We start from the raw sequence: 23,468 nt of genomic DNA, 5'->3' as shown, positions 1-23,468 counted from the left end.
ACAATGAACAACATTATATTACTACCAAACCAATTCACAGCGTGAATACTTACACCTGAGGTGACCGAAACGGATCAAAAAATCATCTACATGGACCATGCCGCAACCACCTATGCAGCACCAGAAGTCGTAGCAGAAATGCTCCCCTACTTCTCCGAAAAGTTCGGCAACCCATCATCAGTCTACAACATCGGACAGGAAAACAAAACAGCAGTTGACGCTGCCCGTGCAAAAGTAGCAGCCGCCATCAACGCCGAGCCAAACGAAATCTACTTCACCGCAGGAGGCTCAGAATCCGACAACTGGGCACTCAAAGGAGTAGCATTCGCCAACAGCAGAAAAGGAAAACACATCATCACAACAGCAATCGAACACCACGCAATCCTGCACGCAGGCGAATGGTTACAGTCGCAGGGCTTTGAAGTAACCTACCTGCCGGTCGACAAATTCGGCGTGGTTTCGGTCACTGACGTTGAAAAAGCCATCAGACCAGACACCATCCTCATCTCGGTCATGTACGCCAACAACGAAGTAGGAACCATTCAGCCGATCAAAGAAATCGGTTCGATCGCCAAAGCCCACAACATCTACTTCCACACCGACGCAGTACAGGCAGTCGGCCATGTCCCAATCGACGTCAAAGCAGAACACATCGACATGCTCTCCCTCTCAGGCCACAAATTTTACGGACCAAAAGGAGTCGGCGCCCTCTACATAAAGAAGGGAGTCCGCATCCAGAACCTCATCCATGGCGGAGCACAGGAAAGCAAACACCGTGCAGGAACCGAAAACGTGCCCGGAATCGTCGGACTCGGCGTTGCAATTGAGCGTGCGGTTCAGAAAATGCCGGTCGAAGCACCGCGTCTTGCCAGAATGCGGGACCGGCTCACAGCCGAGCTGCTGAAAATTCCGGCAAGCCACCTGAACGGCCATCCGACACAGCGGCTGCCCAACAACGTCAACATCACTTTTGAGTACATCGAAGGCGAAGGAATTCTCCTCCTCCTCAACATGTTCGGCATCTGCGCTTCAACCGGAAGTGCCTGCAACTCCGCATCGCTCGAACCCTCCCACGTTCTTACCGCCATGGGCGTTCCGCACGAGATCTCGCACGGCTCAGTCCGTCTTACGGTCGGCGAGCGAAACACGGATGAAGACGTGAAGTATGTGCTGGAAAAACTGCCGGAGATCATTCACAAACTCAGATCAATGTCCCCCCTTACCCCTAAGGAGCTGAAGTAAATGTACAGTGAAAAAGTAATGGACCATTTCATGAACCCGCGCAATGTGGGAACCATCGACAATCCTGACGGCGTCGGCGAGGAAGGAAACCCTTCCTGCGGCGACATCATGAAGATGTACCTCAAAGTCGAGAACGATGTCATCCTTGATGCAAAGTTTCAGACGTTTGGCTGCGGGGCGGCTATCGCTTCAAGCAGCATGGCAACCGAGATGATCAAGGGAAAGACCCTCGAAGAGGCCTGGCAGCTGTCGAACAAAGCGGTCGCCGAAGCACTTGACGGACTGCCGCCAATCAAGATGCACTGCTCGGTTCTTGCTGAGGAGACCATCCATAAAGCAATCAATGATTATCTGGTAAAAACCGGCAGAGAACCCTGGGGAGAGCCTGCGGCGTGTTCTACCTGCGGTCATGATTGTGATACCTGCGGCGAATAATTTTTTTACTTTTTTTTATTCCGCTCTGCCCACGGAAAAACGGTAAGCAGGCCAAAGGCATGCGTCTCGTTTTTCCGTGGGAGGCAGGACGTAATTTGTCAGAAAAAGTCCAGCGTTGCCTGAGACGGAGCCTTCTTCTTCTCTTCAACTACCGATTCAGCCACAACTTCGGCGACAACCTGCTGAACCGGCGGATTTTCCGCTCTGAACTTTTCCAGTTCTGCTTCGCGCTCCTCCTCCTCTTTTCGTGCTGCGGCCCGTTTTGCAGCAGAGATCTTTTTCATCTTCATCTCCCGCTCCTTTGCAAGCTTCTGCGCTTCTTTAAACACAGCAGTTGCTTCGGTTTTATCATGGAGCAGAATCGTCAGCTGATCATCATCAAGGTCATGGCGTTCGCAGAACTCCAGCGGGGACGCGGCGGCAAACCGCGAGAGAAGGTCCAAGTAGACGCGCTGAATCTGTGCATCAGGAATGCTGTAGCCTTCACCGAGTTTTGCGGCAAGGGTTCGCCGCACGGTCTTCTGCTTTTTTGCCGTGCCCATTCTCCGCCAGCGTGACGGCGGCATAATTCTGGGTCGGAACCCTGCGCCGTCAAACTCTTTGGCAACTCCTGAGGTGGTCATCGCGGTCGCATACCGCCAGAGTGTGTAGTACTGACGAACCATCGTCCGTCCGAGGTAGATGTCTGCGCGGGAAAGCGCAGCATACGCTCTTGTACGTCTGTTAGCGTCAGCGACTGTTGATGCTGACTCCTCAACCCACTGCATAACGGTGTCTGGTTTTTCCTCGCACTCACGGGAGAGTTTCTGAAGTTTTGCGTCAGGAGCGCCTGCATACACTCCCGCGACCAGATCAAAGATGCTCGCGCGTTCATCCTTCTGCGAGGTGTTTACGTCCTCTGCGGTGATGGCGGTTTTGCCGGTTGACGCACCGAACAGCATGTTGACCGCAGACCGCATATCGCCTGACGCACTCTCGGAGATTGCGGAAAGTGCGTCTGTCCCGCAAGAGATCTTTTCCATTGTGCAGATCTCTCTCATTCGCTTCTCCATCGTGGACGAAGTTATGGAGCGGAAGGGCACAGCATCACAGAGCTTGCGAATCGAATCCGAAACTCCGTATGCGTCGTTTGCGATCAATATGATCGGCTGGCGGGCTTCCTTCAAAATATCAGCGATCGCGCGTGCACCCCCACGGTCAGCATTTCCTTCGAGATTGTCAGCTTCGTCGATGATGATCAGTTTTCTGCTTGCGCCAAAAAGGCTGGTGGTCGCGGCAGAGTTTCCGGCAACCCGCTCGATCACTGATTTGGTTCTGGCATCGCTTGCGTTCAGCTCAAGAACTTCCCAGTCCATGTCGCGGGCGAGGGCTAAGGCTGCGGATGTTTTTCCGATGCCGGGTTTTCCGGTGATCAGAAGAGGGCGGGAGCTCGGCGTCCAGTTTCGCGCCCAGTCTGATATCTGTTTGACTGCGGCGTTGTTTCCGAGAATGTCTGCGAGATGCTCGGGTCGGTATCGTTCTGCCCAGTCCATAGAGTATGTATCTCTTGGACGCGGAGAGTGATAAACGTAAATGAATGAGGGGGGCTGTGATGCCGCAAAAAAATTTAGTCGATTTTTTTGGTTCATAGAGTATCCAAAAAAATTATTTGTAAAATTCCAAATAAAGAAAATTATTCAAAAAAAAAAGATTAGATAATCCCGCCCGCATGCTCAAGTTCCGTGCTGCCCTGATGATCAGGGTGCGTCTTCTGACGGATGACAAGAGAAAGTATCAGCACAAAGACCGCGAGTATAAAGGACGCAAGGAACGCCACATCAAACCCATGGGCAAGCAGATCCATCTGGATACTGACCGGCGCTGCCTCCGTAATATTTTCCGCAGCCGCAATCGTTGTGATGCCCCAGACCAGAATAAGGTTGTAGACAGCAATACCGATCGTCATCGGGGCAAACTGTTCAAGACCCGTGAGGCTGGAAACCATACCCTGTTTGCCTTTAGCAACAGAAGAGAGGATCATATTGGTTAGCGGCGACATCATCATGCCGAGACCAAGACCCACAACAAAGAGTGCGCCGATAATATATTCGGTGCTGGTCAGCGAGTCCATATGCCAGAGCTGGAAGTAGCCGGCAAGCAGCAGCAGGGCACCAACAATACAGAGGATTTTTCCGCCGAATTTGTTGAAAAGTATCCCTGAGAGAATGCCGGTGACCATCATACCAATCGAAAGCGAAGTCAGCACAAGTCCTGCATCAGAGACGCTGAAGTCGCGGACATACTGCAGGAAAAACGGCATCAGATAGTTGATTCCGGCAAAACTTGCAATCACAAGGACAAATGCCAGATTGGTTAAGAAAAAGTTCGGGTTTTTAAACAGCCTCAGATCAAGCAGCGGCTCAGCATACCTGAGCTGGCGGATAACAAACCCAGCAAGCGTAACTGCGGCAACTGCAAAGCAGCCGAGAATCACCGGACTGGTCCAGCCAAGGGACAGACCTTCAGAGAAAGCGTAGAGCAGTGTTGCAAGGCCGAGGAAGATGAGTACGGCACCATATTTATCAAACGTCTTGAGCGTTGCCGTGCTCTTATCCTGCACAGGAATCGCTTTGAATCCAAGAGCAATAGCAACGATGCCCACAGGCACGTTGATGTAAAAGATCCATTCCCAGGAAAGGTACTGGGTCAAAAATCCTCCGAGAACCGGACCAAGAGCAGTGCCGAGAGCAGCAATGGTCATCAAAATTCCCATCGCTTTTCCCTTCTGACTCAGAGGAACAAACGTGGTTATCATTGCCGGAGCAATCGCCATCAGCATGGCGCCGCCAACCGCCTGTAAAACACGGCCTATCAGAAGCGAAGGGTAGGAGTCCAGAAGTCCGGGAAAAAATCCGCAGGCAAAGGAACCTATGGTGAATATTGCAAAACCTGCAAGAAAAATCTTCTTGAACCCAACTACATCCGCAACTTTTCCGCAGATGAGAATACAGCCTGCCATCACCAGCAGATAGATGGTTGCAACCCAGCTGACCGAGGATGCGGAGAGATTGAAGATCTCTGAAATAGTGGGAATTGCGATGTTGACGATGGTTCCGTCAAGGGCGGACATGAATGCTGCAAGGGCGACCACGAAGATCAAAAGCCCTATGCCGCATGTTGCCGCGGTATTAGCCGTGGATTTTGACATTGCACAATATACGCGGTAGCCGGATATAACAGTATAGGGGACGTACTTTTTCAAAAAAAGTAAACCATTTAAGAGTTACGTGATGTGATTTCTGAAACGCGAATAACGCGAATAGCGCGAATAAAAAAAATCGCCAATGGCGATTTTTAAGGAATAGCCATAATTATTTTTTGGACATATCTATCCATTTGGAGATGCATAGAAATTTTTTATTCGCGTTTCGAAATATTTGCCACCGCAGAACTCCTATTGTAAAAAAAGGAGAGTTACTCTTCCACTGCATGCTCTTCACGGATGAAGATACAGAGAACGAAGAGGAGGATTGCAAGTCCGACCGAGACGATGAAGGCGAGATCAAATCCATGGCTGAGGATGTCAGCGGCGATTGATGCAGGCGGCTTTTCGGTGATGCCTGAGTTCACGACTGCTGTTATGATGCCGAAGACAAAGATGATGTTATAGACGGCGACACCGATCGTCATTGGTGCAAACCGCTCAAGACCGGTGAGGCTGGAGACCATGCCCTGTTTGGACTGGGGAGCTGCGCTCATAATGAGAGTGGTAAGGGGCGTTGTGGTGAATCCGAGACCAAGACCGATCAGGGCAAGGGCTACAACAATCAAGCTGAGCTCGGTTGTTGCGGAGAGGTTGGTGAGGAGAAGGAATCCGATGCCAAGCAGGGCGACACCTGCCATGACAAGGTAGCGGATCTTTCCGACAAGTTTTGCATAGATGAGTCCGGCAACGATTCCAGAAAGCATCATGCCAACCGACATTGCGGTGATGATGAGACCGGAGAACGAGGTGCTGTAGCCGTGGACATGCTGAAGATAGAAGGGAAGGAGGTAGTTTGCGCCTGCGAAGGTGAAGAACAGGAGAACGATGATGACGTTGAGCGTAACAAAGGATCTGCTCTTGAACAGGCTGAGGTCAAGAAGGGGATTGGCGTAATGCAGTTCGCGCCAGAGGAATCCGCCGATGCCGATGATGGCGAGGGCTATGGAGATGAGGATCGTAGGAGAGGTCCATCCGAGGCTGAAACCTTCGGAGAAGGCGAAGAGAAGCGAGGCAAGTCCGACGAAGACGAGGACTGCGCCAAGGGTGTCAAAGCCTTTGAGAGAGGATTTGTTGCCTGCAGAGCCTGGAATTGCGAAGTAGCCAAGAATCACGGCAAAAATTCCGATCGGCACGTTGATGAAGAAAATCCAGTGCCAGGAGAGATATTCGGTGAGGTAGCCGCCAAGGGTTGGGCCGAGAGCCATGCCGACGCCGGCGAACAAAACGACGAGCGACATGCCTTTTGCTTTCCGGTCACCGGGCAGGTAATAGGAAAGCATGGCAGGTGCAATGACGGTCATCATTGCGCCGCCAACAGCCTGAAGGGCACGAGAGCCGAGTAGGGTGGAGAACTGACCGGTGAAGTCCGGCAAAAATCCGCAGGTGAACGATCCTATGGTGAAGAGGATGAATCCTGCGAGGAATATTTTTTTGAATCCTATGACGTCGGATATTTTTCCGATGATGAGGAGGAAGCCTGCCATGACCAGCAGGTAGATGGTGGAGACCCATGCAACTGAGGAAGAGGTAAGGTCAAATGATGCGGAGATAGTCGGGAGAGCGATGTTGACGATGGTACCGTCGAGTGCTGACATGAAGGTCGCAAGCGACGCTGATATGAGTATTAGTGTTAAGGCGAAACCGGATGGATGTTCATTCTGCATTATGTAGAGTGTTACGAGGGGTTCAGATAAATACTGTTGGACGTAGCCATGCCATCAGGACCCACCACGTGCTTAATATGCACGGCTGACATACGAGATTGGTATGAGTGATCCTGTAGTTGAGGCAAAGAGGGATGCCGGCATTCGTGCGGCAGATATGGTAAAGGATGGTATGGTTGTCGGTCTTGGTACCGGTTCCACGGTGTTTTTTGCAATGGAGCGGCTTGGTGAGCGGATTAGATCAGAAAATCTGCATATTTTTGGTGTGCCGACGTCGAACCAGACCGCGATGCGTGCTGAGGAGTACGGGATTCCGTTAACGACGCTGACTCTACACCCAAAGCTTGATCTGGCGATTGATGGTGCGGATCAGGTTGATCCGAAGAAGCGGATGATTAAGGGGCGCGGCGCGGCACATCTGCGGGAAAAGGTTGTGGCAGATGCAGCGAACCAGTTTGTTGTAGTGATTGATGCCGGAAAAGAGGTCGCGGGTCTTGATGCGGCAGTGCCGATTGAGGTTCTGCCGTTTGCTTACGGCAGTGTGGTCCGGAGGCTTCAGGAGCTGGGCGGCGAGCCGGTTATGCGAAACGGGGTGAAAAAGGACGGACCGGTTATCTCAGACAACGGAAACTATGTGATCGACTGTGCATTCGGCGCGGTTGCCGATCCGGCAGGTCTTGAGACTGCAATCAATGCGATTCCGGGCGTTTTGGGCAATGGTATTTTTGCTCGGATGACGGAGAAGACGGTTGTGATTGTGGGCGGCAGAAAGTAATTTCAGCTGTTCATTACTTTTTTTCTCGTATTTTTGCCTGCGAAAACTACATGAACCAAAAAACCGACTAAATCTTATTGCGGTATCACAAAAAATTATGAAAAGGCGAATACTCAATCCATGAGATCAAAAAAAGTTACGGAAGCCCGAGCTTCTCATTCCATGCCGCAATCCACTCTTCGATCACTGGTAGAGGGGCTGAGGTCTTGATTCCGGTAACCGAAAAATGCGTCCTCACCGTATAGTAGCCGAGTTCGTTCAGTCCGGCAATCATCTCATCCATGGGCGGCGGTGAGACGCGGATGTTTCGCGAGATCACATGATAATCATAGAAAGTGCAAACGTCAGGCTCTGCAAGAAGCAGACGGAGAACTTTGTCCATCTGCTTTGCCGTGCCAAACTGCATCGTTGGCAGCGTCTCAATCATGGATGCAACAATCTCTTTATCCTGCAAAGACCCCATCCACAGCGGACCTATCGGCTCGGTCTCTGCACCGCAGTACGGACAGACATGGAATTTTGGCAGCAGCGAACCCTTCTGCTCGGCACGGTAGAGACACTTCGGACACTGCATCACAAACCCAATCTGGCCCATCGTCGCATCAGCTCCGGTAACCCGATTGAGGATGCGGACATGGGAACGGAAGTAATGGTTCCTTGCAAAACTTAAGATCGGCTCCATACCGCGATCGTACTTGACCAGCTCCTTAGCCATCGCTCCCATCATCATCCGAAGCCCGACCTCCGCATGATACTCGGTATTCTTCGGTGTCGCAAAGTATCGCCGAATCCCTGCCTTCAGATGCGCTCCGCAAAGAGGTGCCGTGTCGGTCGCTGTCACAAACAGATAATGCCGGGCAGCGCGTGAAGCCGCGTCAAAAAAGGGAGCCGGAGTTCCGAATGGATCGAGATCGATCGCATCAAAATATTTCCCGCACATCATTCGGTTCGCATCATCGCAGGTCACCGAAATATCTCCGCCAACAAGTTTTGCATTCTCTTCAATCATCGCAACCGCTGCTGAGTCGCGATCATTGATGATGACCGGAGTCCCGGTCTCGTGAGCAACGCGAAGACCGCGGACGCCGGTCGCGGCCATTGAATCAAGGTACTCGGCAGGCTTCAGATGCGAAAGAAGAAGCACCGTCATATCGCGGTTGAACTCCATCTTCGTATTGTAAAACACCGGAGCCGTTCCCGGAGGGAACTGGGTGTTTTCGTCCTGAACCGGCGCAGCAAACGTTGTTGAGCCTTCCGTAACCATTCGGTATTCCATACTTGCAAACTCCAAAAAACACGGACATGTAGGGATTCGAACCCTAGATCTTCAGCTTAGGAGGCTGATGCCATATCCTGGCTTGGCTACATGTCCAAAGAAGTGTATATTTCTTCAGCAGGGTCGGGTATATTCCTTTCGCAGGATAAGATATCGCCCAGAAATTATTTCTCCATCAGAAATCTACTCAGAAAGCAGCTCAACCTCCATCGCGAGCCGCCATATCCGCCGCTTCGACCTCGTAGACAGATCCGCAATCCGCATCATCCGCTCCTCAATCGTAATCACTTTTGACCCCTTCACCAGATTATCCGCATGCGCCACAATTTTTTCCTCAAGCGTCTTCGGCATGCAGTCAATTGGCTCAAGCCCGAGAATCGTACACTCATCAGCAGTGAGACCGGCACCTGTATGGCGAAGAACAATCTCTGTCAGTGCATCAGGCTCTCCAAGACTTCGGCATATCTCAGCTCCTTTTTGCGCATGGGAAATATCATGCGTCTTTGATCTGCCGATATCATGCAGCATAGACCCTGCGCATACCAGAGAATCATCCACCGAATCTCCCGAGAAACGCATCGCCGTATCTGCCACTATTTCACAGTGTCTGACAACACCGGCATCGCAGCCGGCAGAAAAAAGAAGTTGTTCGTAATTTTCACGCATCTTCGAGAGCCTCTTGCATCTTTTCGACGCGGCGTCTCAGTGCGGTAATCAACAACTCGTCATCAAAGTGAACCAGCATCTCTCCACAGTTCGGACAGGCAAAGTTCGTAGTTACAGCATTATTGAAGGTCGTCATGATTCCGCAGTTTTTGCACTGATAGAAATCATTTGCCTCATCATACCGCAGGCGGGAGGAAAGCTTTCCCATCGCCGTCTCCATCTCGGACTTCAGAACCGTGTTCAGATTATCCATCCGCATCACCCACAGATACGTCAGCCATCCGGTTTCACTGTTCTTAATGCGGCGGTACTCGGCAAGCCGATGCTCGTAGAGATTATACAGCGTATGGCGGACAGAGTTCAGATTAATCTCCGTCTTGGCCGCGATATCCTCATCGCTTAACTCCTCGTTCGGGCAGCGGCGGAGAAGTTCAATACCCTCATCACCCACAAGTTTGTGAAGATACTGATATATTGCCGGATTCTGAAGTTCTTCCTCGGTGATCGCCGTCATGTCTTTAAATGTTGGACGGCGTCGGTAATATGTTTATCCAGAGTGGCAAAGGCTTCCACCCGAGTAGGACCGCAGCCAATCACCGAAAACATCACCTCCCCTTTCTCAAATGACTGACCCGGACAAGGGATATCAGTGATGGTCTTTGCAAGCCCGCGCATATCGGTGCGGATCACAAGATCTTCAGGGGCTGCGATGATTCGCCGCACACAAAACTGCCGTGCTGCGGGAACCGCAGACGGCAGAACTCCGTAACAGGCATCAACATGCATTGCAAACAAATTAAGGCCGGTCGCGGCTTCCACCGTCTCGACCGTTCCCTGAAACCTTGGATTGATCTCAATCGCATATGCCTCGGAGTCAGTCAGTACAAAATCAACGCCAACCGAACCCACGCAGCCGCTTGCCGCAACAATAATTTCAGCGATCTCTTTCATTCGTTCGGCAAGCGGATGCGTGCACGGAGTAACGGAACCGGAAAACGCATAGGCGCAGGACTCGCCGCCGCGGAGAATTTGTTCGTTTGCTGCAACCGCTTTCGCCGCAGTTCCGGTGCCAAGACAGGACACACTGGCAGGCTGACCTTCGATAACCTCCTGCATTAGGAATGGTTCATGCTCTACAAACTCTTCCCATGCCGCACGTTCTGAATCGTTTCGAACAATGGCGTTGCGCCATCCTCCTGCACCCGACAACGTCTTCATCATTGCCGGATACTCGCCCCGCTCGAGTTTCCTTGGGACCGGAACACCGATCGACTCAAAAAACTCCTGCGTCTTTCCCTTGTCCATGAACCGCTCGGCGACTCTTGGCTCTGTGCCAAAGCGTTTAGGAACAGACAGAAGTTCTGCGCCTGAAGTTGTCACCACCATATCGATCTCGTAGCGATCGAGCATCTCTTCAATTGCAAACGGCAGTTCGTTCAGCTCATCAAACGCAAAAGCATCTTTCGTGCACCACAAAAGATCCTGATCACAGAAGTGATCGACCGCATACACATCATATCCAGCGCGAGCTGCGGAAGCAGCGACGTGGCGGGTAGTGTATCCGGCAACCAGAACCGAAGGACTCACGCGTCTTCACCAGAATGTTCGTCATGTTTGATGGTCGTCTTGCCGATTTTTGTCGGCAGAACCTCAAGCTCAGCGTCAGGGAATGCAAGGTCAAGCTCCTTTCCCTCGTACAGATGATCCAGACAAAGCGCAAGTGCCGAGATCTCTGAGTGCGGCTGGTTGGCAACCGCAACATTGTAGTCCGCAAGCTCATACATGTCGCCCGGAACTTTTTCTGCGCCGACCACGATCAAAACTTTTTCCTCTTTGCGGATGTCAGCGATCACATCCTGAAGCCGCAGGCCGTACATGGTAAGGTGAACAACTTTTCCGCCGTTTTTCTTGAAGTTGTTGATGCAGCTTTTCCATTTGACATTGTTTTCGCAGAAATAGGTTCCACCAAACCGGTGCGCGACATCAGCAATGCTGTCGGCAACTTTTTTGTCGTCTGCGGCAAGGTACATGCCGCTTGCCCCAAGAGCGCGGGAACACAGTCCCACATGAGTGGTTACCCGCTGGTCGCGTTCGGGCCGGTGGCCGATTCGTAAGATATAGGATTCTGGTTTGAGCATTATTTCTTCGCCTTGATAACTCCGTTTTCGATATAGACCGGCATGCTGGAATCATGCATCATCTGATTCATCATCAGCATGTCCGTGAGACTTAAGAGATTGACAGACTCGCCCATCACCGCAATGAGGCAGTTGTTTTCCATCCGTTCAAGGGAAGCCTCCACCACATCGCGCGACAGTCCGCACTGTTCAACGAGAGCAGAGATCGTCACCGGCCTGCTTTCCGGCAGCAGGTGATAGAGTGCCCAGTCAATCTCCTCATCCTTCATCTGGTAACAGTTTGGATGTAGGAAGAGATTAAATCTGCATGATTGATGGCGTTGTGTTTTTTTATTTCTGATAGAAGTTACTCGGTGTAGTTTTGCTTGGAGTAACCACGGAATGCACGGAAATTTTACGGAGCTTCACTGAAATGCACGGAGAACGACTGTGGCACCGGAATGCACGGAATATATTTTTCATATTTTGAGGGAGTAAAAGGGAATTAATTGTCTCGGAAATCTTTCTGTGCATTCCGGCGCCGCAGGCGTTCTCCGTGCATTTTTCTGTGAAACTCCGTGTGCTCGGTGCATTCCGTGGTTACTCCAAACGAAGCCACATACAAAAAATGATCATGTCTGAACTTTTGGAACAAAGCCCTGAATAGATCTATTGAATTATGAAAGAAGACTAATATCCTGACAATATGACTGCGGTGACTGATGCGGAACTGAATGCACTGGCTGACGATCTCTACGATCGGAGCGGCGATGATGATGTAGAGCTTGCGCGGCTTATGCATGAGCTGGACCCTGAGATTGCGATTCGGCTCTGTACCTCGGACCTCACAAATGCGGCTCAGGTCTACATGTACGCATTCAATGAGGTTCCTGATGAGGAAGTGTATGATCTTCTGCTGCTTGAGCCGTCATCACAGCTGCTGCGCGGTGTGCGGGTGGGAACAGTTGAGCTCGCGGAGCTGGTGATGGGATTTGACAAAACCAAAAATCTGTTTTTTATCGGAGTCTGGAACGGGGAAAAGTTTGTCGCAGCATTTGCGGGCGACGAGTCCTACGATCGCGCGGCAGCGTACGCACGCAAAAACTGCTCGGCATAATTCACTCACCTTTGGTGATCATATCATACCTGACCGCTGCCGGAACAATCTCCGGCAGGTCACCCCACGCAGCAGTCCAGTCGCCAATGACCGCATAGACCGCATCAATATCAGCCTCGGACGGAACTGCAAGCCCCTCTGCTGTCGGCAGTATCGTATTGCACAGCGAGGTTGCCCAGGCATCTGCTTTTGCAGGATTGTTTGAAAACACCACCACCGCATCGGCAATCCCAAACGAGACCGAAGGGCCGACAGTTGCTGATGAGGTGCAGATACCGCGAATACCGCTTACTTGCGGCACAACGAACGCATATTTTCCTGAGATGGGAGCATCTCCTGCATAGATGCCGACGCGAACCGGACGGTCTGCGACAAAAACAATATCGCCGCCATTGTCAATGAGACCGAACAGAGCTCCAGCCTCAACCATTGATTCAACTCCTGCCCATGCAACCGCTGCGGCAACCGCGGCCATCGGGCCGACATCTGCCTCACGGCATGCGTCCGCCATTCTTTCTACAATAAGCGGTGCTCCTGCTGCTGCGGGAACTGGTGAGTAGGAGGTTCCAAAAAACGGGTCCGCACAGAGATATGACTCAAGGTCAGTCCGTGCGGCGATCATTCCCGCTTTGGCAGCTTCGATGTGAAGCTGGTCATCAGCGAGAATGGTGGTGATGGTCTGGCGGTACTCGAAGTGTTCGCGAATCATTGCTGAAGGGTCAGCGCACGCTGCGGGCAGTACATCACGCAGCGGCCGCAGAGTACACAGCGTTCCGAGTTGACCTGAAGCTGCCAGGAGTCATTGAAGGAGAACACCTGCTTCTGGCAGATGCTGATGCACAGACCGCAGTCAACACATTCGGTTATGTTGTGGGAGACAGCATCCTTCTGAATCCTGACCGTCACGCCCGGATGACGCAGGGCGGCGATGAATTTCTCTGCCTTATCGTCTGCAACGTCGAGCAGAGTCCAGCCGTCGTCACCGTCAATCTGGGCACGTTCGACATTTACCGGAACTCCGGACTTCAGAATCGCGTTCGCGATGTTTGCTTCAAGCACTCCTTCGCGATCAAAGGTAACCATGAGCTTCATTGATGCCACCTCTCTCCGACAAGATCACCCAATGCATAGGAGTTGAGCATGCCGAGAACTTTTTTGGCAGGATCAACCACAACCAGTGCGCCGATATTGTGCTGCTGAAGTCTGCGTGCCGCGAGGTCGACCGGCTCGTCAGGCAGTGCGGTGATCACGTTTCTTGTCATAATATCTGACACGCATTTGTCCTCTTCATCGCGGGCAAACGCTTTTGAGATGTCATAGGTGGTGACAATACCGATCAGCCGATTTTCGGCGGCAATGACCGGCAGATGATTGGTGTTTCCTTTGAGAAGAAGGGTCGCCGCTTCCTTGACATTTTTCTCGCCAGTGATGGTCACAAAGGTTGACGTCATCATCTCGCTTACGCGGCGGACGACACCGTGCTCTGACATAGGTCTGTTCTTCTTTACGGCATTTATTTCGCGTGTCGCGCAGGCCATCAGGAAGGAACCGTTCTCAACTCTTGCCTTCAGTTCATTGGCAACCTCGCGGGCTTTTTTGTAGCTGGAGAGCGGCGAGGTCTTGATCTCTTCGCCATCAATTTCAACAGAGCCGCTCTTCAGTTCCTTGTAGGTGACTTTTCTGACAACCGGACGGTCGCGCATTGGAGTTCCGTAGTCCACAATGCTGGTCACAATATCTTCGTCGCGGACGGCAGTGTGTTTCACGATCTCCTCGTTTAAGAGAGGGATCGGAATACCGACACCGACATACATGGTAACTCCGTAGCCGGTCATGCTTGCTGCACGAATATACTCAGGCGACATCTCCTTCATGTCGCCTGTCGTCATGAGGGTTCCAAATCCTGCGCCCGGCGAGTGCTGGGTTCCTTCGCCGACGACTGTCCCGTTCGCGCCGCCAAGGAAGATCGGAGTTCCTGAACCGATCACCGAAAATGTCGGATCATTGGGAAGCGGTGAAAGAGCGCCAGCGCCCGAGTACGTGATGTTGCGGTGGCCCGGCAGGAGGTATCCCATGTAGGTTTTGATCGGACGGCCGCCCATGTTAGTTGCCGCGTTATAGCACTGATACGAGTTTCGCGGATTGAGCATAACCGCCTGATTGAGATCGGCAAGTGTGAACTCGTTCGTGATCGACTGGCGGGGATAGCAGTCGGTTCCTTTACCGCGGGCCTGTAACTCGACCGCTTTTCCGGCAATGAGATCTTCAATGACGTGAGCTCCGCCGTACTCAATACCTTTGGTGGTTGATTCCTGAGTTGCCCCGATATAGCAGTCGACTGATGCAATACCTCCGTATGCTTCAACCCCGTTAAGCCACATTTTTTCCATGCGGATCGGTATTTCTGAGTGACCGAAGTTGAGGAACGCTCCTGATGAGCACATTGCTCCGAAGGTGCCGGTTGTGACAACGTCCACTTCCCGGAGGGCTCCGGACACTCCGAGTTCATCGACGATGTCCGGCATCTCTTCGGCCGTTACAACCCGCACGCTTCCATCGCGGATACGTTCGTTGATATCATCGATGGATTTGTACATATAGACCTATATCTCTCTGCTTCTGGTATATAAAATCAGTTATTAATCATTGGAAGACAATACTATAATCAATGTACCTCAGTGAATTCATCAAAAAACTCGAGGAGATTGCACCGCCAGGTCTCGCTGAAGAGTTCGACACCGGAAAGATCGGTCTGATCGTTGAGGGAACATACGATGTGAGAACGGTTGCCTGTGCGCTGGACGCAACACCACATGTTACGGAGATGGCAGCAGAGCTTGGCGTTGATGCTCTTGTTGTGCATCATCCTCCATTCTGGGCACCGATGCATGGAATTGTCGGCAGGGATGCGGATGTGGCAAAGCCATTGATGCGGGAAAATATCAATCTGTATGCGATGCACACGAACTATGATCATGCAGACGGCGGAATTAACGACTGTCTGGCTGATGAGATCGGACTCACCGACTGCGTGAAGGGGTCGCTCGAAATTGTTGGAACGATGACGATGTCCTTTGAAGAGATTGCGTCAAAACTTGGATGCAGTCTCCGCGTCTGGGGAGACTTGGACGGAGTAACGCGTCTTGCGGCAGCGGGCGGTTCGGCATTTGACTGGGAGCTGATCGAGGAGGCGGAAAGTCTCGGGGCTCAGGCATATCTTGCCTCGGAGCTGAAGTATAACATTGCCCGCGAGTCGCCGATTCCCTGTATTGAGGCAACGCATTATGCTCTTGAGGCTCCCGGCATGCGTGCTCTTGCAAAGCGGAACGACTGGATATTTATTGAGGATATTCCTGAGACTTCGATTATTTTATGATTCATCCCTGGCAGGTTTTACGATCCGAGAGAGGTCTGACAGACACGGTCCGTCAGGCCTTCATCCACGCATACGGCAAGCGCGGCAGCGATGCGGTTGACGCAGTCTCCGACAATCGCGTGAAAAAGTATAAGGATTATTTCGTGGTGGTTGGAAACTCAGGCGAGTATTATGTGGAAGGAGATTTTTGCAGCTGTGATGCACGACTGTATGGAAAGGAGTGCTGGCACACGCTTGCGGTGAAGATTGCAAAGGAGCTCGGGGTGTATGAGACCTACGATCTGTGGTACTACAAGGACGGGGTTGATGAAGATGAGCCAGAATATGAAAGAGGCTAAATACTCAATGCCGAACTTTAAAACCTGACATGTTCTAACATATAGAATAGAATGGCTTCGATACTTGTTACCTGCTACAGCCGTACCGGTAAGACAAAACTCCTTGCTGAGGCAATAGGCCGAGGCGCTGCCGAGGTTGCCGGCATGAATGTTGATGTTCTCGCATTCAACCGCGTGACTGCAAGCGATTTTGTCAGATATGATGGTATCATTCTTGGCTCTCCGGTCTACTTCGGCGGAGTTGCATCCGAGTTCAAGGAGCTGATCGATGATACGACATTTGTTCGGGGAAAGCTCTGCGGCAAGGTTGGAGCTGCGTTTACTACGGCAGGCGACCGGACCGGAGGCAAAGAGACGGCGATTTTATCAATCGTTCAGGCGATGCTGATTCACGGAATGATTGTGGTGGGAGATCCAATCGCAAACTCGGAAGGCAACGAGGAACACTCAGGCGGACATTACGGTCTTGCAGCGGATGGTCAGCTGAACGAGACAGATATCGAGCATGGCGTAAACTTCGGCAGGTACGTGGCAAAGATTGTTGCCCGCATGGCTGAAGAAAAATCAGTGTAACTTTTTTTTCTAATTTTACATCGGCATCCCACGAAAAATGCGGGATGCATTGTGATGGCTACAAAAAATAATTTAGAGGACCGGACAATTCATCGCATTGCGCGAGGAGTCCCCGTCCTCATCCAGCTTGCCGCGTTTGCGGTTTTTCAGAACGATCGCAACTGTTGCAGGCACTGCAATGACCGCACCGAACAGCGTGAACGCCATCGCAATTACCGTCACCATACCAAATCCGCTGATGATCGGGAAGTTGGAGAACAACAGTGCCGAGAAACCGCACATCGTCGCACAACCAGAGACCGTAATTGCCGTACCGATCTTTCCGGTACCGTTTTCCACCGCAGTAACCGTATCATGATGCTCCATCTCCTCGTAAATACGCTCGACCATCATAATACAGTACTCAGCAGCCACACCAATCGTCATCGCCCCCATCGTTGCCGTCAGGATCGTGTAATCGATGCTGAAGATGTACATCGCCGCACCATTCCAGCCGATAATCATCACGATCGGAATCAGCGGACAGATTGCCATACCGGCACTGCGGTAGAGGAGTGCCAGGAACGCAAAGATGATCACGAATGCAAGCAGCGTCATCTTCGTCTTACCTTCACGGATATCGTTCATCATCTCAACAAACGAGTACGGGCTGCCGGTCACCACTGCTTCAACGCCCGGAGGCGGAGCAAAGAACTGGACGTCGGCCGTAACTTCTGTTACGAGAGAACGCTGCTGGGCTTCTGACAGCGACTTCATACCGAAGTTGATAATCGCCTGCGAGTTGTCCTTCAGGTAAGATGCCTTCTCTGACTCTGACATTGAGTTCAGAATATTATCGATCTCCACCTGCGTAGTTGGAATAACACCGCCGTTCTTCTGAACAATCACCGTTGCAATGCTGGACACACTCGTAAACTGCGTGTTATACAATGCCAGTTCATGATAGCCCCACTTATACATCCACTCAATCACATCAGGACTCGTCAGCTCCCCGCCCTGTACATACACTGGGAAACCTCCGGTATCGCCCATCGCACGGGTAACCGTGTTAATGTTCACAATTGCCGGCATGTCTCCGGGCACATACGACTTCATATCTGTACTGACCGGAACCTCCTCATCAAGATAGAGACCCGTGAATCCGATAATACAGAGGATCAGCATAATCGGGATTGCGTATTTTGTCACCCGCATGGTGAGTTTGTGCAGAATCTGGTTGTAGGTCTCGGAGAACGGCTTCTTGATCTCACCGTTCGGCAGAACCTTGTGCGGCTTTGGCGTGTAGTTCGTGAGAATTGCCGCCAGCGGGATAATCAGCAGTGCCGCAACATAACAACAGGCAATACCAAGAATTGCCGTGATACCAAACTGACGGATGTCAGGCAGTGTGGAAACCATCATTGCAAGGAAACCGCAGGCACTTGCAATCATTGCATAAAATACCGCAGAACCCGTCTTGGTGATTGCAATCTTAATTGCCTCGGGCAAAGGATGCCGTCTTGCCTCATCATCAAGACGCGAATGAACCTGAATTGCATAGTCCACACCAATACCTAAGAGAATCGGCAGTGCACCAATCGTTGTCATCGAGAACGGCAGACCGACAATACCCATCATACCAAACGTCAGGATAAGACCCGTGAACACACTCACGATCGAGAGCAGCGGATAGCGGACATGGTTGAAGAGCAGTCTGCAGGCAATGGTCATCAGAGCAATTGCCGCAACCAGCAGCATGATCATGTTTCCGCCGAGGTCGCCGCCCATATCCTGCTGCATGGCAGCGCTACCGGTGAATGTCAGTGTAACTCCCGGAGGGACATCAGCAGCATCCGTCATGCTTCGAAGGTCATTGAGAATACTCTGCTGTTTTGCAGAAGAAGTTCCCGTATCCAGCTTGATCAAAACAATCGCAAGCTGCCCGTTCGGCATAATGGATGTGGTAATGTCTGCAGGAATTTGAGCCACTACAGCATCAATTGTTGCCTGATTTTGCGGAATGGTTCCGCCATTATACAAAGCTAAAACATCATAGACACTCTGTGCCGATGCAACCCCTTGCACCGAGAGATACTGTTGCTCCAAAGTGTAAACTTTGTCAACAACGACGACATCCGTTACCGAATCGGCCTGTACCATCAGCATGATAGAGGCCGACTGGAAGTTATTCTTGTAACTTTCCGCAATATAGGAACCATGCTTGAGCTTGTCCGAATCCTGTGTCTCAGTACTCATGGAGAGAGTACTTGCTCCGAATACTGCGAGCAAAATGAGAACAATCAGGAAACAGCCAACCAAAAAGGGCCGGTTCACAATATAGTCATTAATCTTTTCAAGTGGAGATATCACACGAATGCCTCGCCAAAATGCTACTAATAATTCTTCATTGAGTCTACATAAACTTGCCTTCTGAGAAGAAGCGGTAGAACAAATGTTTCAGGAAAAAAGAGGAAAAAAGAAGCTTTACTGGCCGGCTTTATTTTGCATCGAGTATCTTCTGGCAAGAGACTCGATCGTTTCGATCTCGCTTGGATCCTTGTCATCCCTCAGACGGACAAATCTGGGGAATCGCAGAGCGTATCCTGCTGCATAATTCGTGCTTCTCTGCAGTTCAGCGTATCCTACTTCAAAGACAACGTCCGGTTCGAACACAACGGTTTTGCCGTGTTCGGCAACAATTTTTTCCTTAAAGAGTTCGTACAGCTCGGCAAGCATCGCGTCATCGATACCGGTTGCAACGCGGCTCAGCTCCAATAGATCCCCGTTCTCATCCTGACAGGCAAGCAGGAACGATCCAAACATTTTCGCACGTTTTCCCTCACCCCACTCGGCACCGATAACGGTGAGATCGATCGTGTCGACCTCGGGTTTTATCTTTATCCAGAGCTTGCCCCGATTGCCGGGGAGATAAGGAGAGTCAGGGACCTTCAGCATGATTCCTTCGTTGCCGCTATCGAGAGCGGCATGATAATACCGCTCAATATCTTCGGATGAGTCGCTCACCATCTGAGGGGCAACGAACTCCTTCATCACGGATTCGAGAATACTCCGCCGCTCTGACAGCGGCTTATCAATCAGGGTCTCGCCGTCGCAGACGAGAATGTCAAACACCCGCGGTTGCATGCTGATGGCCCCGGCAACCTCCGCGACATCATGCTTTCTTCGGATTCTTCGAAGCACGGTCTGAAACGGCATCGGTTTTCCATCCTGCATCGCAATAACTTCGCCGTCGATGATGACGTCGTGATCAGTTGCGGCTGTCAAAAGTGCCACAACGTCAGGAAGGGACTTTGTCATCTCCTCAAGACGGCGGGAGTAGATAGCAGTCTTACTGCCCACTTTGTGAAACTGAAATCTGCTGCCGTCGTACTTATTTTCCGCAACTACTGAACCATGGGTCTCGACCATGCCGGTGATTGAACCTGCCTGGGCAAGCATCATCTTGACCGGCCGGAAAGGAGTTATCCGCACTTCTGCGAGTGCTGCTGAATTGGTCTTTGCTAAAAGTGCCACTTCGCCGAGATCATTCAGCGCCTGATGAGCGTGTTCAACAATCTCCTCAGAAACTGCGAACCCTTTTGCAACCGCTTCCCTGACAACACCTTCACCGACACCGATACGCATCTCTTCAAGCATCAGTCTGGCAAGATATCTGCCTTCAAGAGGGGACGCGTTGGAAAACAGATACTGGGCGGAACGCATACGTTCCTGCTGAGACTTTCTGCCGGACGTTTTTGCCATCTGCACGAATCGCGAGTGCACGTCAAGCAATTCAAGCTCTTCAGAGAAGAACATCGTCTGTTCGCGTTTCTCCAAAAGTCCTTCGACAACCCTGCCCGTATCGCCTGAACTGTTGATTGCGGAGATAACGGTCTCCCGTTTTTTGCCGATAACGTAGGCAAGCGCTTCATACAAAAGCCCCGGACCAAAACCAAGCTTCTCAGCCGACCAGTCAGGGAAAATTTTCCCGCGGGAAAACCTGACAAAGATCGGGAGGTCATCGGCCGACAGGGTTGGAAACACCTCGGCTAAAAGATCAGCCATGGCAAGGCGCGAGGAGGTTTTTTCTATGGTGTCGCAGAGCTCTGCAAATTCACGAAACAGCATGGTATATACCTTATATCCTGAACCGGACGAGTCGCTGCTCCCGGTATCCGGTCAGTTGATCGCTGACAAAAATTTGTACTCCTGATTCGCCTGCGGCATCCTCCGCAGACTCGCGGGCAAGATTCGGGCGGTTGTAGTTCTCGGAGAGATGTGCGAGGGCGATCACTCCGACCTCGTTTGCGAGATCTGCCACAACCGCAGAAGAGTCTTCATTGGAAAGATGGCCGTCGTCGCGGATACGGTCTTTGAGATACCGCGGATATAATCTCAGAACCTTTCGGTTGCCGCAGCATTTCGCGCCGCAACTCCGGCACTCCCCGCACTCGGGAAATTTATCGGTCTGCATGGCCGGGGAGCAGTAGTTGCTTTCCAGCACAACTGCGTCACATTCGCGAAGAATGTCAAGCATCGCAGGTGTCACCTCATGCGTGTCAAGGCAGACACCGATGCGGGACTCACCGTCATCAATGACAAAACCCGAAGGCTCGGCAGCATCATGATAGGTCCGAAACGCGGTGATGTTCAGGCTTCCAAGCGTGGACGCGATTTTATCGCGGCACTGAACGAGTCCCGCAGACTGCGGAACAAAACCTCCGCGAACTGATGCGTCGAGCGTTCCTCCGGTTGCATAGACCGGAATATGCATCGCTTTTACAAACGCCTTTGCCGAGCGGACATGATCGGAGTGTTCATGCGTGAGACACAGCGCACGAACGCGGGACGTATCCAGACAAAGATCTTCGAGCGTACGCTTCAGATACCCGACACCGGCATCAACCACAATCGCATCCGCATCGTTGCCGATGTAGATGCTGTTTCCTTTGCTTCCGCTTGCGAGCAGCACGCATTCCATTGTATACTCATTGGTGCTTCTCAAAGAAGAATCTGCAGGACGGGGAGGCAGGACATTGGTATTTCTGAGTCGTCCACTGGAAACATCACTGTGAGACGAGAGCTGCGAGCAATGAAAAATGATGTCTACCAATAAACGAATTACGACACAAAATCACGAATAAAAAAAAGATTTGGAAGGGATCAGAGTTTAGATCATATCCTCTTCGCCGGTATCCGGCCAGCAGGTCACACCCTTGCTGTTGGAAATACTCTCAGGCGTGAAGATCGGTTCCTCAACACCGTTTGCCTTTTGATCAAAGTAGTCTTTGAGTGCCTCAAAGGCATACTTGCTGAGCAGGAGCAGCACTCCCATGTTGAAGATACCCATCAGTGCCTGGAACGTGTCTGCCATATCCCATGCAAGGCCCATCGACATCATGGATGCAACAAACACCATGGCGACGATTGCCACACGCAGGATAACGATTGCTTCCTTGCGCTGGGTAATGAACTTCGCGTTTGCCTCACTCATCGAGTAGTAGCTGATAAGACTGCTGAATGCAAAGACCAGCATAAAGAGAGCAATCACATACGGACCTGCTTCTCCGAGGAACGTAGAGCTCATTGCTTCCTGCACGAGGACTGCGCCGCTTGTCGGGATGTTTGCATAGTCAGGGTAGGCAACGTTGGTGTAGATAAGAACTACAAATGCAGTTGCAGAACAGACGACCAGTGTGTCAATTAACACACCAACTGACTGGATAAGACCTTGCTTGACCGGGTGCTTCACATGTGCCGAGGAGGAAACGTTTGGAATCGAACCGATACCAGCCTCGTTGGAGAAGACACCACGCTTCAGACCCCACATGATAGCAGCACCAATTCCTCCGCCCACGAATGCCTGTACACCAAAGGCGTAGGAGAAGATGGTCTCAATAACAAGGGATACCTGGGTAAAGTTCACGAGAACAATCACTGCACAGAGGATCATCCACAGCATTGCCATTGCCGGCACCATCCACACAGATGCCTTAGCAACACGCTTGATACCACCGAAGATGATGACTGCTGCAAGAACAGTCATAATGACTGCAAAGACAAGCTGGTCAGTGCCAAATGCATTGGAAAATGCAATGGTTGCCGTGTTGGCCTGTACTCCGATAAACATCAGACCATAGGTGAAGATAATTAAAACTGCGATGAAGGCAGCGAACTTCGGCTTGCCCAGACCGTGTTTGATATAGTATGCCGGACCTCCGTGATAGAATCCGTCCTCTTTCTTCTCTTTATAGATCTGACCGATCGTACACTCAACGAAACTGGTTGCAGCACCGATAAAGGCAAAGACCCACATCCAGAACACTGCTCCCGGACCTCCGGATACGATAGCAACCGCCACACCAGCGATGTTACCGACACCAATACGGGCACCCATACTGACACAGAATGCCTGGAAGGAAGAGATGGTCTGTTTACTTCTTTTTTCTCGAATACCAGTAAAGGCGAGTCTGCACGCCTCACCAAGACGGTTCAGCTGCACACCATTGGATTTAATGGTGAAATACAGACCGATACCGATCAGGAATACAAACGCAAGATACCAAGCGTAGGTATTTATGACACCGTTAACCGTAGTGACGGTGTCATTGAGCACCTCCAAAAAACTCATCTAATAAATATTTTCTTATTGTGACATAAATACGT

General features: G+C 51.3%; 23 protein-coding genes and 1 tRNA gene. 7 read left to right on the top strand and 17 right to left on the bottom strand.

What is annotated here, in order from left to right; translation table 11 throughout:
* Positions 1 to 90: 90 nt before the first annotated feature.
* Together nifS and nifU are read left to right on the top strand one after the other, a co-directional pair.
* Positions 91 to 1,242, top strand: a complete 1,152-nt coding sequence (gene nifS / locus McpCs1_RS08670) for a cysteine desulfurase NifS (protein WP_338096867.1) — start codon at positions 91 to 93, stop codon at positions 1,240 to 1,242.
* The gene (gene nifU, locus McpCs1_RS08665) at positions 1,243 to 1,677 is read left to right on the top strand and encodes a Fe-S cluster assembly scaffold protein NifU (protein WP_338096856.1); all 435 of its coding nucleotides are present in this window, start codon (positions 1,243 to 1,245) and stop codon (positions 1,675 to 1,677) included.
* Between the two features lie 98 nt (positions 1,678 to 1,775).
* Here nifU and McpCs1_RS08660 read toward each other — a convergent pair whose 3' ends face one another.
* The 3 genes from McpCs1_RS08660 to McpCs1_RS08650 form a co-directional block, all read right to left on the bottom strand.
* On the bottom strand, positions 1,776 to 3,209 hold the full coding sequence (locus tag McpCs1_RS08660) for a replication factor C large subunit (protein ID WP_338096855.1): 1,434 nt from the start codon (positions 3,207 to 3,209) through the stop codon (positions 1,776 to 1,778).
* Between the two features lie 158 nt (positions 3,210 to 3,367).
* Entirely contained in the window at positions 3,368 to 4,864 is a 1,497-nt protein-coding gene (locus McpCs1_RS08655) for a DHA2 family efflux MFS transporter permease subunit (protein ID WP_338096854.1), read from the bottom strand.
* Positions 4,865 to 5,130: 266 nt separating this feature from the next.
* Entirely contained in the window at positions 5,131 to 6,585 is a 1,455-nt protein-coding gene (locus McpCs1_RS08650) for a DHA2 family efflux MFS transporter permease subunit (protein ID WP_338096853.1), read from the bottom strand.
* A gap of 103 nt (positions 6,586 to 6,688) precedes the next feature.
* Here McpCs1_RS08650 and rpiA point away from each other — a divergent pair, with 103 nt between their 5' ends.
* Entirely contained in the window at positions 6,689 to 7,360 is a 672-nt protein-coding gene (gene rpiA, locus McpCs1_RS08645; protein WP_338096852.1) for a ribose-5-phosphate isomerase RpiA, read from the top strand.
* Positions 7,361 to 7,496: 136 nt separating this feature from the next.
* Here rpiA and McpCs1_RS08640 read toward each other — a convergent pair whose 3' ends face one another.
* The 7 genes from McpCs1_RS08640 to McpCs1_RS08610 form a co-directional block, all read right to left on the bottom strand.
* A complete protein-coding gene (locus tag McpCs1_RS08640; RefSeq protein ID WP_338096851.1) occupies positions 7,497 to 8,636 on the bottom strand; it encodes a tRNA (guanine(10)-N(2))-dimethyltransferase in 1,140 nt (379 codons plus the stop codon).
* 21 nt (positions 8,637 to 8,657) lie between these two features.
* Positions 8,658 to 8,732 (bottom strand) — tRNA-Arg (locus tag McpCs1_RS08635).
* Between the two features lie 87 nt (positions 8,733 to 8,819).
* On the bottom strand, positions 8,820 to 9,302 hold the full coding sequence (locus McpCs1_RS08630; protein WP_338096850.1) for an HDIG domain-containing metalloprotein: 483 nt from the start codon (positions 9,300 to 9,302) through the stop codon (positions 8,820 to 8,822).
* A complete protein-coding gene (locus McpCs1_RS08625; protein WP_338096849.1) occupies positions 9,295 to 9,816 on the bottom strand; it encodes a transcription factor in 522 nt (173 codons plus the stop codon). Before McpCs1_RS08625 ends, McpCs1_RS08630 begins: the two co-directional genes overlap by 8 nt.
* Entirely contained in the window at positions 9,813 to 10,889 is a 1,077-nt protein-coding gene (locus McpCs1_RS08620) for an ATP-grasp domain-containing protein (protein ID WP_338096848.1), read from the bottom strand. Before McpCs1_RS08620 ends, McpCs1_RS08625 begins: the two co-directional genes overlap by 4 nt.
* Positions 10,886 to 11,440 carry a tRNA (cytidine(56)-2'-O)-methyltransferase gene (locus McpCs1_RS08615; protein ID WP_338096847.1) on the bottom strand — a complete coding sequence of 185 codons (555 nt, stop codon included), beginning with the start codon at positions 11,438 to 11,440 and terminating at the stop codon, positions 10,886 to 10,888. Before McpCs1_RS08615 ends, McpCs1_RS08620 begins: the two co-directional genes overlap by 4 nt.
* A complete protein-coding gene (locus McpCs1_RS08610; protein WP_338096846.1) occupies positions 11,440 to 11,709 on the bottom strand; it encodes a MarR family transcriptional regulator in 270 nt (89 codons plus the stop codon). Before McpCs1_RS08610 ends, McpCs1_RS08615 begins: the two co-directional genes overlap by 1 nt.
* Before the next feature lie 416 nt (positions 11,710 to 12,125).
* On the opposite strand from McpCs1_RS08610, the gene McpCs1_RS08605 reads away from it, so the two are divergent.
* Positions 12,126 to 12,536, top strand: a complete 411-nt coding sequence (locus tag McpCs1_RS08605) for a hypothetical protein (RefSeq protein WP_338096845.1) — start codon at positions 12,126 to 12,128, stop codon at positions 12,534 to 12,536.
* A 1-nt stretch (position 12,537) separates the two neighbouring features.
* On the opposite strand, the gene McpCs1_RS08600 is transcribed toward McpCs1_RS08605, so the two are convergent.
* From McpCs1_RS08600 to McpCs1_RS08590, 3 genes are read right to left on the bottom strand one after another with little or no spacing between them, the layout of a single operon-like run.
* Entirely contained in the window at positions 12,538 to 13,245 is a 708-nt protein-coding gene (locus McpCs1_RS08600; protein ID WP_338096844.1) for a UPF0280 family protein, read from the bottom strand.
* Positions 13,242 to 13,628: a 4Fe-4S binding protein gene (locus tag McpCs1_RS08595; protein ID WP_338096843.1), complete on the bottom strand. Its 387-nt coding sequence runs from the start codon at positions 13,626 to 13,628 to the stop codon at positions 13,242 to 13,244. Before McpCs1_RS08595 ends, McpCs1_RS08600 begins: the two co-directional genes overlap by 4 nt.
* Positions 13,625 to 15,133, bottom strand: coding sequence for a homocysteine biosynthesis protein (locus tag McpCs1_RS08590; protein ID WP_338096842.1), 1,509 nt, complete (start codon positions 15,131 to 15,133; stop codon positions 13,625 to 13,627). The genes McpCs1_RS08595 and McpCs1_RS08590 overlap by 4 nt, the downstream gene beginning before the upstream one ends.
* A 71-nt stretch (positions 15,134 to 15,204) precedes the next feature.
* On the opposite strand from McpCs1_RS08590, the gene McpCs1_RS08585 reads away from it, so the two are divergent.
* From McpCs1_RS08585 to McpCs1_RS08575, 3 genes are read left to right on the top strand one after another with little or no spacing between them, the layout of a single operon-like run.
* Positions 15,205 to 15,912, top strand: coding sequence for a Nif3-like dinuclear metal center hexameric protein (locus McpCs1_RS08585; RefSeq protein WP_338096841.1), 708 nt, complete (start codon positions 15,205 to 15,207; stop codon positions 15,910 to 15,912).
* Positions 15,909 to 16,250, top strand: coding sequence for a hypothetical protein (locus McpCs1_RS08580; RefSeq protein ID WP_338096840.1), 342 nt, complete (start codon positions 15,909 to 15,911; stop codon positions 16,248 to 16,250). The genes McpCs1_RS08585 and McpCs1_RS08580 overlap by 4 nt, the downstream gene beginning before the upstream one ends.
* A gap of 51 nt (positions 16,251 to 16,301) precedes the next feature.
* A complete protein-coding gene (locus McpCs1_RS08575; RefSeq protein WP_338096839.1) occupies positions 16,302 to 16,823 on the top strand; it encodes an NAD(P)H-dependent oxidoreductase in 522 nt (173 codons plus the stop codon).
* Positions 16,824 to 16,895: 72 nt separating this feature from the next.
* On the opposite strand, the gene McpCs1_RS08570 is transcribed toward McpCs1_RS08575, so the two are convergent.
* From McpCs1_RS08570 to McpCs1_RS08555, 4 genes are all read right to left on the bottom strand, one after another.
* The gene (locus tag McpCs1_RS08570) at positions 16,896 to 19,136 is read right to left on the bottom strand and encodes an efflux RND transporter permease subunit (RefSeq protein WP_338096838.1); all 2,241 of its coding nucleotides are present in this window, start codon (positions 19,134 to 19,136) and stop codon (positions 16,896 to 16,898) included.
* Between the two features lie 150 nt (positions 19,137 to 19,286).
* A complete protein-coding gene (locus McpCs1_RS08565; protein ID WP_338096837.1) occupies positions 19,287 to 20,930 on the bottom strand; it encodes an ATP-dependent DNA ligase in 1,644 nt (547 codons plus the stop codon).
* 10 nt (positions 20,931 to 20,940) lie between these two features.
* The gene (locus McpCs1_RS08560; RefSeq protein WP_338096836.1) at positions 20,941 to 21,783 is read right to left on the bottom strand and encodes an MBL fold metallo-hydrolase; all 843 of its coding nucleotides are present in this window, start codon (positions 21,781 to 21,783) and stop codon (positions 20,941 to 20,943) included.
* A 189-nt stretch (positions 21,784 to 21,972) separates the two neighbouring features.
* Positions 21,973 to 23,433 carry an alanine/glycine:cation symporter family protein gene (locus McpCs1_RS08555; protein WP_338096835.1) on the bottom strand — a complete coding sequence of 487 codons (1,461 nt, stop codon included), beginning with the start codon at positions 23,431 to 23,433 and terminating at the stop codon, positions 21,973 to 21,975.
* Positions 23,434 to 23,468: the final 35 nt, after the last annotated feature.

This window comes from Methanorbis rubei, assembly GCF_032714495.1.
In the GTDB taxonomy this organism is placed as follows: Archaea; Halobacteriota; Methanomicrobia; order Methanomicrobiales; family Methanocorpusculaceae; genus Methanocorpusculum; species Methanocorpusculum rubei.
The sequence above is the reverse complement of the archived record's forward strand: the minus strand, read 5'-3'. Positions and strand labels throughout refer to the sequence as shown.

Coding starts and splice junctions, on each gene's coding strand:
- nifS (WP_338096867.1), top strand. CDS start 91: ATGGACCATGCCGCAACCACCTATGCAGCACCAGAAGTCGTAGCAGAA.
- nifU (WP_338096856.1), top strand. CDS start 1,243: ATGTACAGTGAAAAAGTAATGGACCATTTCATGAACCCGCGCAATGTG.
- McpCs1_RS08660 (WP_338096855.1), bottom strand. CDS start 3,209: ATGGACTGGGCAGAACGATACCGACCCGAGCATCTCGCAGACATTCTC.
- McpCs1_RS08655 (WP_338096854.1), bottom strand. CDS start 4,864: ATGTCAAAATCCACGGCTAATACCGCGGCAACATGCGGCATAGGGCTT.
- McpCs1_RS08650 (WP_338096853.1), bottom strand. CDS start 6,585: ATGCAGAATGAACATCCATCCGGTTTCGCCTTAACACTAATACTCATA.
- rpiA (WP_338096852.1), top strand. CDS start 6,689: ATGAGTGATCCTGTAGTTGAGGCAAAGAGGGATGCCGGCATTCGTGCG.
- McpCs1_RS08640 (WP_338096851.1), bottom strand. CDS start 8,636: ATGGAATACCGAATGGTTACGGAAGGCTCAACAACGTTTGCTGCGCCG.
- McpCs1_RS08630 (WP_338096850.1), bottom strand. CDS start 9,302: ATGCGTGAAAATTACGAACAACTTCTTTTTTCTGCCGGCTGCGATGCC.
- McpCs1_RS08625 (WP_338096849.1), bottom strand. CDS start 9,816: ATGACGGCGATCACCGAGGAAGAACTTCAGAATCCGGCAATATATCAG.
- McpCs1_RS08615 (WP_338096847.1), bottom strand. CDS start 11,440: ATGCTCAAACCAGAATCCTATATCTTACGAATCGGCCACCGGCCCGAA.
- McpCs1_RS08610 (WP_338096846.1), bottom strand. CDS start 11,709: ATGAAGGATGAGGAGATTGACTGGGCACTCTATCACCTGCTGCCGGAA.
- McpCs1_RS08605 (WP_338096845.1), top strand. CDS start 12,126: ATGACTGCGGTGACTGATGCGGAACTGAATGCACTGGCTGACGATCTC.
- McpCs1_RS08600 (WP_338096844.1), bottom strand. CDS start 13,245: ATGATTCGCGAACACTTCGAGTACCGCCAGACCATCACCACCATTCTC.
- McpCs1_RS08595 (WP_338096843.1), bottom strand. CDS start 13,628: ATGAAGCTCATGGTTACCTTTGATCGCGAAGGAGTGCTTGAAGCAAAC.
- McpCs1_RS08590 (WP_338096842.1), bottom strand. CDS start 15,133: ATGTACAAATCCATCGATGATATCAACGAACGTATCCGCGATGGAAGC.
- McpCs1_RS08585 (WP_338096841.1), top strand. CDS start 15,205: ATGTACCTCAGTGAATTCATCAAAAAACTCGAGGAGATTGCACCGCCA.
- McpCs1_RS08580 (WP_338096840.1), top strand. CDS start 15,909: ATGATTCATCCCTGGCAGGTTTTACGATCCGAGAGAGGTCTGACAGAC.
- McpCs1_RS08575 (WP_338096839.1), top strand. CDS start 16,302: ATGGCTTCGATACTTGTTACCTGCTACAGCCGTACCGGTAAGACAAAA.
- McpCs1_RS08565 (WP_338096837.1), bottom strand. CDS start 20,930: ATGCTGTTTCGTGAATTTGCAGAGCTCTGCGACACCATAGAAAAAACC.
- McpCs1_RS08560 (WP_338096836.1), bottom strand. CDS start 21,783: ATGGAATGCGTGCTGCTCGCAAGCGGAAGCAAAGGAAACAGCATCTAC.
- McpCs1_RS08555 (WP_338096835.1), bottom strand. CDS start 23,433: ATGAGTTTTTTGGAGGTGCTCAATGACACCGTCACTACGGTTAACGGT.